Source organism: Treponema sp. OMZ 857 (genome assembly GCF_024181085.1).
In the GTDB taxonomy this organism is placed as follows: domain Bacteria; phylum Spirochaetota; class Spirochaetia; order Treponematales; family Treponemataceae; genus Treponema.
In genome coordinates, this window is the sequence record NZ_CP051147.1 from 2,198,443 (window position 1) to 2,210,873 (window position 12,431).

A 12,431-nucleotide genomic window follows, 5' to 3' on the forward strand; every position below is an offset into this window, starting at 1 on the left:
ATTATCAAAAACAGCGACTACGTGATCGATATTGAAAAGGCCTGCTCTAGCGCAAATTCCCTATAATTATGTAAAGTTCTTCAGGAGTAACTATGAGTTTAGGAGATAATTTTAGAAAACCTGCGGGCTTTATCGGTAAGCTGATTGTCGCGGGAATGAATTCAGGACATACACGCATGGCGGAATGGGGCTTTTCGCATTTGGATGGAAAAATTTTAGGTAGCGGTCTTGATATCGGATGCGGCGGAGGTGCAAATGTCAAACGATTGCTTGAGCGCGGCTGCGAAGAGGTAACCGGTATTGATTATTCCGATGTCTGTGTTGCGCAATCAACGAAATGCAATAAGGCGTACATCGAACGGGGAACCTGCCGTATACTGCAAGCAAGCGTTTCTTCCATGCCGTTTGAAAACGATTCATTCGATATTGCGACGGCATTTGAAACGGTTTATTTTTGGCCGGAAATAGAAACAGCGTTTAAAGAAGTGTTCCGCGTGCTTAAAAAAGGGGCGCACTTTTTCATCTGCAACGAAGTAGACGGGCTTCATAAAGGCGATGAAAAATGGACGAAAAGAATCAGCGGTATGAAAATCTATACCGCTGAACAGCTGAGTGCACTGCTGACTTCGGCAGGTTTTACCGGTATACAAACCGACTCGCTTTTTGCAAAAAGGTATCTGTGTGTAACGGCGCGGAAAGGGTAAATAATTGATAATGGATAATTTTTGAAAAGGCTCCGGAAGTGCATATATAAATTATTGATTATGCATATAATTCAATGCTATAATATGCCTGTATGGAGGATGTTTATGAGAACGACGCTTGATCTGTCCGCTCCTTTGCTCGAAGAGGCAATGGCGTTGACAAAAATTCGGACAAAAACAGAGGTTATCACACGTGCGCTTGAAAATTTGATCCAAAAAGAGAAAGTGCAGCAGCTAAAAAATTACTACGGAAAAATTGATTTGGATATCGATTTAGATGCGCTGAGAAAAAGGACATAAGATGGTCCTGGTAGATACCTCCGTTTGGATAGAATATTTTAAGGGAACCGGACGGGCAGCTGTGCTTAATGAGCTGATCAATAACAACGCGCTTTGTATCAATAACCTTGTGCTGGCAGAGCTGATTCCTTCAATTAATCTGAAAAAAGAATCTAAATTGAAGCGGCTCCTGCTTACGGTTAATCAAATAGATATCGAAATAGACTGGGACGAGATTATCGATATGCAAACTAAAAATCTATTAAACGGTATAAATAAAGTCGGTATTCCCGATTTGATAATCGCTCAAAATGCGATTAATAATGATCTTTTTTTGTTTTCATTTGATAAACATTTCAGCCTGATGAGTGATTTGTTTGGGCTTAAAATGTTTACGGACAGGAAGAACTCAACATAATTGGTAATGTTTGAAACTTCACCAATTAACCATTACACATTACCAATTAAATGAAGGAGAAATTATGTTACAAAGATTTTTTGCGTTATCCGATGCGGGGACGCAGAATTTACGTTTGTCGATTACGCTCGCGGTTATTATCAATTTGTTTGTGATGGTGCCGCTGGGACTTTCGCTGTATGTGCTGCAATATTTTTTGGTGCGTATTATGCAGCAAGGTTTTCAAGCCCCGAATGTATGGGCGGTAGTAGCAGCCGGAGCGGCGTTTATAGCCGTGCTGTTTATCCTCGAAAAATTAAAGTACGGCAGGACGTATAACGGCGCGTATGAAGAAGCGGCGAATGTACGTATTTCGCTTGCCGAATCGCTTCGGAAGCTGCCGCTGTCGTATTTCGGCAGGCAGGATTTATCGTATTTAACCTCGACGCTTTTAAACGATGTTACAACGATTGAACAAGCGTTTTCTAATGTCGTGCCGGAAATGTTCGGCGGTATTATTTCGATTTTAATTGCGGCGGCTCTTTTAGCGTTTTTGGATTGGCGGATGACTATTGCGTTGTTTGTTTGTGCCTTTGCAGGATTTTTTATTGTTGTCGGCTGCCGGAAGCTGTCGGAAAAAAAGATGAAAAGTGTCATCGTACGGAAGGATGGAATATACGATTTGCTGCAGCAGATGATAGACAATATCAAGGTGTTGAAATCTTCCGATAAAAAATATTTGTATGTGCAAAAGCTCAAAGACGATATTACCGAAACGACGAGCGTTTCGCTCAAATCGGAAGCTGCGATCGGAGCACTTATGTTCGGTGTGGCCGCGTTGATCCGGTTCGGCTTTCCGCTCGTCATTTCGTATGGAGCGTACTTGCTGTCGCAGGGGCAAATCGAACTGTTGACCTATATCGTTTTTTTGTTGGTCTCATGTCGTATCTTCGATCCGTTGACGACGGTGTTTATGCTGCTCGCCGAATTCTTTTATACACTGATTGCCGTCGAGCGGAAGCAGGCGATTGTCAATTATCCCAAGCAAACGGGAAGCGAAACTTTTGGGCCGAATGGATATGATATTTGTTACGATAATGTGTCGTTTTCGTATAATGAACCGAGCGGCAAAGGTCTGAGTAACATCGGTGGAAACGCTGCCGATAATTCAAATAATGCAGGTAGCACCGCAAACGATACCGGAGAAAACACGGTAAGCGGAATCAGCTTTACTGCAAAGCAGGGCGAAATTACCGCACTCGTGGGGCACTCCGGCTGCGGGAAATCCACCATTGCGCGATTGGCGGCGCGCTTTTGGGATACGTCATCGGGTACGGTTAGCATCGGCGGCGTCGATGTTTCCACGGTAGAACCGGAAACCCTGCTCAGCGCATTTTCGATTGTGTTTCAGGATGTTGTGCTCTTTAACGACACGGTGTACAACAATATTTTAATCGGCAACCGGAATGCGACAAAAGAACAGGTGCTCGCCGCCGCAAAAGCCGCGCAGTGCGAATCGTTTATCGAAAAACTGCCGCAGGGCTACGATACGGAAATCGGCGAAAACGGTTATACCCTTTCCGGCGGAGAACGCCAGCGACTTTCCATCGCCCGCGCTCTCCTCAAAGATGCACCGATCATCCTTTTGGATGAAGCGACCGCCGCCCTTGACCCGGAAAACGAAACGCTCATTCAGCACGCCATCGGTACACTTATAAAAGGTAAAACCGTTATCGTCATTGCGCACCGCCTCCGCACCGTAGAAAACGCCGATAAGATTATCGTGCTCAACAAAGGCACCATTGCCGAAACCGGTACCCACACAGAGCTAATGGAAAAAGACGGTATTTACCGTGAGATGTATCGGCTGCAGAGAGAAAGCGACCAGTGGTCGGCGTAAATAGAAGGGCATCTACTTCGTTGCTTAGTAAAAATTAATCCTCAACGTATCAAAGATACGCCACCGGTTAATTTTTACACGCGCCTCGTATCTGCTCCCTCTATTTACGCCGACGGATATTTCAGAACCGCCACGGACGGCGGTGGTTCTAGTCTGTAGCGTGTTTGCTTTGCAAACACGTAGGTACGAAATGTACATGGATGTACATTTCGTACCGTGCCTGCGGGTGTTTTTTGCACGCTCCTAGCATCTGCTCCACCTATTTGCAAGTTGAGGGGATTACTCGCTCTTCTCTGTCCAGCATGAATCAGAACACGAATTGCATAAACGCCCCGTTTCAACTATACTTATTTTATTATGATAGAAATGAAACGGACAGTTACCTGCGGAGAGCTGCAAAAAAGCGACGCCGGTAAAACAGTAGTATTAAACGGATGGGTGCACCGCAAGCGCGACCACGGCGGTATCTCTTTTATAAACTTACGCGACCGCTACGGGCTGACACAGGTGGTTGTCGATGACGATGCAAGTGCTGAGCTGAAGGAAACCGCAGCCGGTTTGAAGATGGAGTATTGTATTGCCGTTGAAGGTATGGTGCGGGAACGTCCCGATTCCATGGTCAATACCGAAATGACAACCGGACATATCGAGGTGAAGGCGCAGCGCATTGTCGTGCTGTCGAAAAGCGCTGTACTGCCCTTCCAGATTGACGAAAAAACCAACGCCAACGAAGACCTCCGGCTCAAGTACCGCTACCTTGACCTGCGTTCCCAGACAATGCAGGATCACCTGATACTGCGCTCAAAGGTTACATTCGCCGTGCGGGAGTTTCTCACAGCAAGAAACTTCTTGGAAATTGAAACGCCGACCTTTATTAAATCGACGCCGGAGGGCGCGCGCGACTATTTGGTGCCCTCCCGCCTCTATCCGGGCAAGTTCTATGCGCTGCCGCAGTCCCCACAATTGTATAAGCAGATACTGATGGTCTCCGGCTTTGACCGCTATTTTCAGATCGCCCGCTGCTACCGTGATGAAGACGCACGCGGCGACCGCCAGCCTGAGTTCACGCAGATCGATATTGAAATGAGCTTTGTCTCCCGCGATGATGTGCTCGATGTTACCGAAAATATGTTCCGCACGGTGTTCAAAAAGACTATCGGTGCGGACTTGGCGCAATCCTTCCCGCGGATCAGCTATGATGATGCCATCGACCTCTACGGCACCGACAAACCCGATATCCGCTTTGAGATGAAGCTGCAGGATGCCGCATGGATGGCTGAATGCACCGAGTTTGCCGTGTTCAAAGATGCGGTCGCCGCCGGAGGAGCTGTTAAGGCGCTTGTAGTGAAAGGACAGGCAGCAAACTACAGCCGCAAAAAGATTGAAGAGCTTGAAACTGCGGCAAAAATCTATAAGGCAAAGGGGCTTGCATGGACAAAAGTTACAGGCGGCGCATTCGAAGGCGGTATTGCCAAATACTGTGCCGGCGCGGAAGCTGAAATATGCAAAAAGCTGAATGCCGGAGACGGCGACCTCCTCCTCTTTGTTGCCGATGCAAAATATAAAACCGCCTGTACCGCGCTCGGCGCTGTCAGAAGCAAGCTCGGTAAGGACTTAAATCTGCTTGATCCAAAAGTATTCGCCTTTTTGTGGGTTATCGACTTCCCGCTCTTTGAATGGAATGAAGATGAGCAAAAATGGGATCCGGCACACCACATGTTCTCCGCGCCGCAGGAACGCTACCTCGACACGCTGGAGCAAAACCCCGGCGAGGTAAAGGGAGACCTGTACGACCTCGTACTCAATGGCTACGAAGTCGCTTCCGGCTCAATCAGAATTCACAATCCGGAATTGCAAAAACGGATATTCAACATTGTCGGCTTTAACCCCGCCGATGCGGAAAAGAAGTTCGGCTTTTTAACGGAAGCGTTCAAATACGGAGCGCCGCCCCACGGAGGTATTGCTCCCGGTCTTGACCGCATCGTGATGCTGATGGCAGGCGAAACCTCAATTAAAGAAGTGATCGCCTTCCCCAAAAACACCTTTGCCGTCAGCCCCATGGACGAAAGCCCCAGCGAGGTTGACGAAAAGCAGCTTGCCGAACTGCACTTGAGTATTCGGGAATAAACAGTGGACATCGAAGCGCTTGAATTCCGTGCGGCTTGTTTGCAAGCTGCGCGGAATTTTTTTATTACACATGGATATCTGGAGCTGGACACTCCGGCGCTCTCGCCGGCGCTCATCCCCGAAAGCTGCCTCGAAGTGTTCCGCACGGAGTACCTCAAACCATTTAAAACCGGCGAGGCGGCGGCAGTCCCGCTCTTTCTTGTCCCCTCTCCCGAAGTATTCATCAAGCCGGTTATCGCCGCGCACGGACGCTCGGTATTTCAGCTTTCCAAATGTTACCGCAACTGCGAATCCGTCGGGCATATTCATAGCCCCGAATTTACCATGCTGGAATACTACACCATGCAGGCGGATTACCGCGATTCCGTCACGCTTACCGAAGCTTTCCTACAGACTATGGCGCAGGCAGTTGCGGACTTGCCGCTTGCCGACCCCGAATTGGGCGCAGTACTTTCCAGACCGTTTTTACAACTGACCATGGATGAAGCCTTTAAACGCTTCGCCGGTTTTTCCCTTGCCGAAGCGGAAACACTGGAGCTTGCCTTCCATGCGGAACGGCTCGGCCTCGGCGATAGGATGCAGTATGAAAGCTGGGCGTGGGATGATTTATACGAGCTACTCTTGGTGCACTGCATCGAACCGCAGCTTCCGTTCGATGTGCCGGTTGCACTGTTGGACTATCCTGCGCGGGTACCGTGCCTTGCACAAGAACGGTCGGAACAGCGTACCGCCGCTGACGGACGGACATATATATGGAAGACAAAAGAGCGGTGGGAAGTATATGTACGCGGAGTGGAGCTGGCAAACTGCTATACCGAAGCGCGGGATACCGAAGAAATCAACCGCTCTTTTGCGGATGAAGCAGCGGTTAAAAACGCAACGGCGCGGGTACCGCATCCCGTACCGGAGAACTTCGGCGGGATATGCGCCCGTATGCCGCCCTGCTCCGGTGTCGCGATGGGCTTTGATCGCTTAATCATGTTGCTCGGCGGCAAAAAAACACTCGAACCGTTTTTATACGATGGATTTTCTCGTCTATGATACACCTACAATACATGGGGCAGCTCTAAAAACTCACTTAGAACTTGTTTAGAGGGATTCCATACTGCTTTTGCAGTTTGTACATACCGATTCCGGATTTGGAACGACATCCACGCCCTCAACCGCGGCGGTCTCGGCGTTCAAAAGCCCTATAAACAGGATGTGATTTTCTTAGGCCTATTTAGTGAAGATAGGCCTAATCTGTCTGCTGATGATGTGTTCAGGCGAGTATTATGGTAGAAAGATACAGTTGTTTGGAGAGGTACAGCTTAGATTGAAAGCGCATAGTTTCTATGATATTATGAGGAAAGATCGAAAAGGTGTTATGTGGACTGCCCAGTGGGCAGCTATTATGGAGAAAAGAATGGCATTTGATTTCAAGAAAGAATATCGGGAATTTTATCTTCCCAAAAATCAACCGGAAATTGTAACAGTTCCAAAAATGAATTATATTGCAGTTAGGGGAAAAGGAAATCCAAATGAAGCAGGCGGCGCTTATCAGCGGGCAGTTGGAGTATTATATGCGGTAGCGTATACTCTAAAAATGAGTTACAAGACTGATTATAAAATTAACGAATTTTTTGAATATGTTGTTCCTCCGTTGGAAGGTTTTTGGTGGCAGGCCGGGATTGACGGCGTAGACTATTCAGACAAATCAAGCTTCAATTGGATTTCGGTAATTCGTATTCCAGATTTTGTTACAAAAAAAGATTTTGATTGGGCTGTAAAGACTGCTGCTGAAAAGAAAAAAATCGATTGCTCCTCTGCGGAATTTCTATCGATTGAAGAAGGCTTGTGCGTTCAGATAATGCATAACGGTTCTTATGACGATGAACCGGCAAGCGTAAAAATTATGGATGATTTCATTCGATCAAATGGATATGAAAACGATATGACGGAAAAACGTTTGCACCATGAAATTTATCTTTCAGACCCCAGAAAAAGTTCTCCGGAAAAATGGAAAACGGTCATCAGACATCCGATAAAAAAAGCATAATTTTGTGAAAAATTGTTTGAAATATGGTATAATGAAAGTTGGAGGTGCGATATGTCAGATACCGCCTACGCAGATTTTACGGAACAAGTGCTTTCTCTTTCCTATGAACAGACAATTATTTTAATGGGGAAAATGCTCGAGTCTTTGAAAACAAAACGGAATGAAGAAAATTATACCGAAATGGAAAATGATATTGCCCGAAGTTCAATGAACACTATGTGGGAGGAATTAAAAAATGACACATGGTGAGATATGGACAATTGATTTTGGGCAACCGGTAGGCAGCTTGCCGTCAAAAATACGTCCTGCCGTCATAATGCAAAATGATTTGCTTGGAATAAAAGATCTGAATACAGTTGTGGTAATTCCTTTTACTTCGAATCTAAACCGAGCAGATTTTGAGCCTAATATTCTTATTGAAAAAGAGGAAACTGGGCTTTCGAAAGATTCGGTCGCAGTAATTCATCTTATTGGTGCGGTAAATAAATTTTGCCTTGAAAAGAAGGTGTCAAGACTTTCCGAAGAAAATTATCAGAAGCTTGTGGAAGCTGTGGTAAAATTGGTTGCAAATGAGTAAAAAATCACATAACAAGTAGCTCAAAGCCGACAAACGGGACAAGCCCGTTTGCGGTTTAGCTACATAGTTAGGTTGATGCCTTCGGCGCAATAAGAAGAAAAGGCAAGGAGTATGTATGCCAAAAGGAAGTAAAAAGGAAATATTGCTGTGTATTGTATTTTGGGCTTCTTTTATATTAGCTTTTATTGTAATGATTGTCATGGGACTACGTGGATCAAAATCATCGAATTATGAAATAATTATAAGTAATGTTTTATTATTTCTTTTTACTACAGTTGGTTCTGTTATTTCTGGTTATTTATTTAATAAAAGTTTATCTACAGAAAAAATAGACACAATTGCTGAAAGATCTTGTGAAAAAATGGTTAATCTTTCTCTAGAACTGCAAAATTTACGAACTTATTTGTTAAGTACAGAAGAGGCACTTGAGGATGAATTGAAGGATTCTGATGTTATTCAAGCTGTTTATCGACAAAGAATATTAGCAGCGGCGGATAGAGTGAATTCATTAAGTTCTTCAAATGACACTTTTAGAAGTGATTGGCTTGGTGTTGTTTCTGATAGTTGTAAACAAAATCTTGAGATTAAATTTAATACTATAAAAGAAGTTGTTTTTGAAACCAATGATAGCCGTCAAACACCTAATACAAAGTATGATATTCATAATGAAAAAAATAATCTGCTTAAGCAACAGATGTTAATGCAAATATTACCTTCAAGTAGAATGTCTGTGATAAGGTCTGTAATAACAAATTATACTATTGACGAAAGAAGTGAAAATTATCAGAAAGGAACTATGGAAATAAGAGTTTTAAGAGAAACAAAAATTGCAACTGGAACATGTAAGTTAATACCTCCGTTTGATGATATACCTCAGACAACTGTAAAACTAATTTCAAGCCCCCATGAATATATTTCCGAGAAAATGCCATATCATATTGGAAATGGAACAACTTATGATTTTCATATAAATTTCACATCGAAAGATAAATCTTTGTCAATTCCAATTGGTCGTTATATCTTTGAATATGAAGTAACCCCAAGAGACTCCTAACACCCGCTTCAACCTGACATTTGTTTTGTCATAAAAATTGCTTTTCGTGCCTTTACCACACTGCAACTTTTCACGCCAATTTTTGCCGTTGGCAAAAACCACAAATGCGGTTTAAAACAAAGTTATGCTAATACTCAACTTTTGTGTTTTATAAAAAATGAAAAAGACTAGTAATAATGATAAAAATAGCGGTTGGGAAATACTTTGTTATTTACTAATTGTATTTTTTTTATTTTTAGCATGTAAGAATTATTATAATCTTTCACACTTGGAAAAATTTGGAATCATTGAAACCGCAATTATAAAATCATATTCAATAAGAAGCCATATAGAGGGAAGTGGAACATATTATCATGTAAAAATTGAATATAGTTTGCTTGATGAAAATTTAAAACAAATTTGTTCTTTTGATTTCAAGCCAAGTGAAGAATACTATAAAAATAAAAGAATACAAATTATTCACGATTCTAAAAATGATTTCAAACTTCCAATAGCTGAAAAAGAAGCGTATAAAAGAAATGAAATAAATGGAAATTTTATCCGTGCAATGGGAGGTTTATTTATTATATTATTAGCAAGATGTGTTAATTACATATTCGAAAAAAACCGTAATCGAAACAAAAGAATAAAAAAACTTATAAAAAAGAAACCTGAATTAAAAGAGAAGTATAGAAAAGAAGAATGTATAAAAAATATAATCATTTTAATCTTGTTAGTACCTTTTCTGTTAATTCACTGTCTAATTGAATGGATAAAAGAAAGGTTTGATAGCAAAAAAAGAAATAAATAATGGCAGTCTGCTATACACCGATACGTTTTACAACTTAACTGTATGTTAGATGAACGTACTATCGTACGAATTATCAATTCAGGAGTTATAAAGTATGAATGAAAAAAATGAACTAAAGAAAAAATCGGATATTGATTTATGGATCATTTTTATATCAACAATGCTTGTTATTATTTTATACAATAGTTTTTCATCGATAACTAAAACTATAACAAAGAATGCATAGGGCTGTGTATTTATTTTCATTATATTTTGGAATGCTTATTAAATAATTTATTTGATCTAACACCCGCTGGAGCGCTGTAATGGGATAATAAATGAGAAAAATCTTTTTCAGCAAGTTTTAGTTGCTGAATATAAGCCGAACTTTAAGATTCAGTTTAAAAAGCTTTTTCACATCACATACTCACCGATTTTTATAAAATATTTTGTGTTGACAAATCGATAAAATAGTATGTATAGTATAGATGTATATGACATTTAAATGAAATGAAAATAAAACTCTGAAACTATAATGTTAGGTCGACAAGCCAACCACTTGCGGAAAATTTATAGGAGTTCTTAAATGAAAAGGCATACATTTGTTGTGCTACTAGTCTATCTATTGACAATATCAGTAGCAGTTGGATTTACAAGTTGTGAAGTAAAAGAATCACCCTGTCTGCAATGCCGTGGAACTGGAAAATGCTCACACTGCGATGGGACTGGACAGGATTACGATACGCATTGTTATAATCATAATTGTGTTGCGTGTAAAGGTTCTGGAAAGTGTCATAGATGTAAAGGAACCGGAATATATAAATATTAGAGATATTTATTTTGACACGATTTTTTTTAACGCTGCTATTTTAGGCAATGTTTATGCTAATTCTTTTTAAGGGTGAAAATCATAAATACTGTTTATACAAAAACCAATATTATTTATATCTTTATTACACAATATAGGAACTGATAATGAAGTTAACAGAAAGTTTAAGAAACGATTTTATAGCTTCTCTGAATAGATTATCCAATTCAATAAACAAGATTATTGATGAAGAATATTATGATTACTTTCAAATATCTGAAATTCATAGAACGTATATAGAATATTGTAAAGCCTTAAAATCAGTTGAGCTTCTTTCAGATATTCCTGTGAATTTTGATATAAAATTACCAAAGTTATTTATAAAATTAAATTGGGTAGGAAAGGTGACTACAAAAGATTATTTTTTATTTGGAAAATATACACAAAGGAATTATCGATTCGAAAAAAAAGCAAAGACAATGCTTGAAGATATAAAAATAAATTTGCAATTAATATATGTATATCTGAAAAACAACAATGCAATTCATAGCCGGAATAACAGTTATATCGATGAATTAAGAGGATAAAATAATGGGAAAAAATATTATTATTTTTATTATATCTCTTTGTTTCTTTTCATTTGTATATGCTTCTGAATCTTATGAAAAAGAATATATAAATAAACCTGTAAACAATAACACCCAGTATACCGGGCGGGTAAAAATAACTCCCGGAAACAAACAGTATCATAATATCTGGGAAATAAAATCAAATTCCGTAAAATGTAAAAATCAAACAACCATTATTAAATGCACCGAAAAAACAAAAGCATATACCGATTTTAAAAACACTCAGAAAGATGATTATACACAATACCTTATACATCCTAATTGCGAATTTCTTGCAAGCGGAAAAGTTGATGGTCAATGGGTCTATATAAAACTTTTAGAAGGAGACTGGCGGTGGATTTCCGTAGATAAAATACGGTTTATTACAGGCTCCCTAAGAGAATTACCTGAGTTGAAGTTTCAAAAATCTTATAGCAATGAATTTACTACCATCGTATTTTATGAAAATGCTATTCATATATGTGCGACAGATGATTTTGATACGGATGTATTAAATAATAACATAAGCGAACTTTTTCCTTTAAAGAAAGATGTAGAATATCAATTAGATTATATCAACTTTAATAATAAAAAATATCTAATGCTTGCAAATGACAATCTTATATCATTAATAAATGATTATAACAAAGAAATTTACTATGGCGTTGATGGAATCGGCGTACTAAGAAAGGAATTATTTGGATTTTCTATGCCACATATTTTTTCCGCCTCCAGTGAGTTAAAAGAAAAGAACACTTTATATTCTGCAAAAAATCTCGATAATCAAGATGGCAATGCGCCTTGGGTTGAAGCTGTAAAGGGAGACGGAATCGGTGAGTATATACATATACAGTACGATCAGATTCAGGCGCTTATTATTTCAAATGGATATGTACATTTTAATAAACCGGATCTTTATGAAAATAATAATCGTGTTAAACTTTTTGATGTCTATAATCAGGATGGCAAAAAAATTCAAGAAATTGAACTTAAAGATACGCCGAATCCTCAGATTTTTAAAATTGTAGAAAAATGTCAGTCTATAAAACTGGTAATTAAAGAAGTTTATAAAGGAAACAAATGGGAGGACACCTGTATAAATTACATTAAGATTATTCCTGATTTTTGTTCTTTAGATGGATTTATTTTAAATAATTAAAATACCGGATT

13 protein-coding genes are annotated in these 12,431 nt (G+C 40.2%); all 13 read left to right on the forward strand.

All coding sequences use genetic code 11. From position 1 onward, the window contains the following. Nucleotides 1–92 precede the first annotated feature (92 nt). The 13 genes from E4N66_RS09885 to E4N66_RS09945 all read left to right on the forward strand — a co-directional run bounded on the left by E4N66_RS09885 (nucleotide 93) and on the right by E4N66_RS09945 (nucleotide 12,420). On the forward strand, nucleotides 93–704 hold the full coding sequence (locus E4N66_RS09885) for a class I SAM-dependent methyltransferase (protein ID WP_253673923.1): 612 nt from the start codon (nucleotides 93–95) through the stop codon (nucleotides 702–704). A 105-nt stretch (nucleotides 705–809) separates the two neighbouring features. Continuing rightward, nucleotides 810–1,004 carry a type II toxin-antitoxin system VapB family antitoxin gene (locus E4N66_RS09890; RefSeq protein ID WP_044013578.1) on the forward strand — a complete coding sequence of 65 codons (195 nt, stop codon included), beginning with the start codon at nucleotides 810–812 and terminating at the stop codon, nucleotides 1,002–1,004. A gap of 1 nt (nucleotide 1,005) precedes the next feature. Next, nucleotides 1,006–1,401: a PIN domain-containing protein gene (locus tag E4N66_RS09895; RefSeq protein ID WP_253673919.1), complete on the forward strand. Its 396-nt coding sequence runs from the start codon at nucleotides 1,006–1,008 to the stop codon at nucleotides 1,399–1,401. A gap of 64 nt (nucleotides 1,402–1,465) precedes the next feature. After that, nucleotides 1,466–3,280: an ABC transporter ATP-binding protein gene (locus E4N66_RS09900; protein ID WP_253727897.1), complete on the forward strand. Its 1,815-nt coding sequence runs from the start codon at nucleotides 1,466–1,468 to the stop codon at nucleotides 3,278–3,280. Between the two features lie 366 nt (nucleotides 3,281–3,646). Next, a complete protein-coding gene (aspS, locus tag E4N66_RS09905; RefSeq protein ID WP_253727898.1) occupies nucleotides 3,647–5,407 on the forward strand; it encodes an aspartate--tRNA ligase in 1,761 nt (586 codons plus the stop codon). Between the two features lie 3 nt (nucleotides 5,408–5,410). Continuing rightward, on the forward strand, nucleotides 5,411–6,448 hold the full coding sequence (locus E4N66_RS09910) for an amino acid--tRNA ligase-related protein (protein WP_253727899.1): 1,038 nt from the start codon (nucleotides 5,411–5,413) through the stop codon (nucleotides 6,446–6,448). 364 nt (nucleotides 6,449–6,812) lie between these two features. Continuing rightward, entirely contained in the window at nucleotides 6,813–7,445 is a 633-nt protein-coding gene (locus E4N66_RS09915) for a GyrI-like domain-containing protein (RefSeq protein WP_371921848.1), read from the forward strand. Between the two features lie 51 nt (nucleotides 7,446–7,496). After that, nucleotides 7,497–7,694, forward strand: coding sequence for a hypothetical protein (locus E4N66_RS09920; RefSeq protein WP_016522332.1), 198 nt, complete (start codon nucleotides 7,497–7,499; stop codon nucleotides 7,692–7,694). Further along, entirely contained in the window at nucleotides 7,681–8,022 is a 342-nt protein-coding gene (locus E4N66_RS09925) for a type II toxin-antitoxin system PemK/MazF family toxin (RefSeq protein WP_044013590.1), read from the forward strand. The genes E4N66_RS09920 and E4N66_RS09925 overlap by 14 nt, the downstream gene beginning before the upstream one ends. Before the next feature lie 115 nt (nucleotides 8,023–8,137). Further along, nucleotides 8,138–9,076 (forward strand): hypothetical protein, encoded by a 939-nt coding sequence (locus E4N66_RS09930; RefSeq protein ID WP_044013592.1) that lies wholly within the window; start codon nucleotides 8,138–8,140, stop codon nucleotides 9,074–9,076. A 157-nt stretch (nucleotides 9,077–9,233) separates the two neighbouring features. After that, on the forward strand, nucleotides 9,234–9,866 hold the full coding sequence (locus E4N66_RS09935) for a hypothetical protein (RefSeq protein ID WP_253727900.1): 633 nt from the start codon (nucleotides 9,234–9,236) through the stop codon (nucleotides 9,864–9,866). A gap of 954 nt (nucleotides 9,867–10,820) precedes the next feature. Next, nucleotides 10,821–11,240 (forward strand): hypothetical protein, encoded by a 420-nt coding sequence (locus E4N66_RS09940; protein ID WP_253727901.1) that lies wholly within the window; start codon nucleotides 10,821–10,823, stop codon nucleotides 11,238–11,240. Nucleotides 11,241–11,244: 4 nt separating this feature from the next. Then, nucleotides 11,245–12,420, forward strand: a complete 1,176-nt coding sequence (locus tag E4N66_RS09945) for an NADase-type glycan-binding domain-containing protein (RefSeq protein WP_253727902.1) — start codon at nucleotides 11,245–11,247, stop codon at nucleotides 12,418–12,420. Nucleotides 12,421–12,431: the final 11 nt, after the last annotated feature.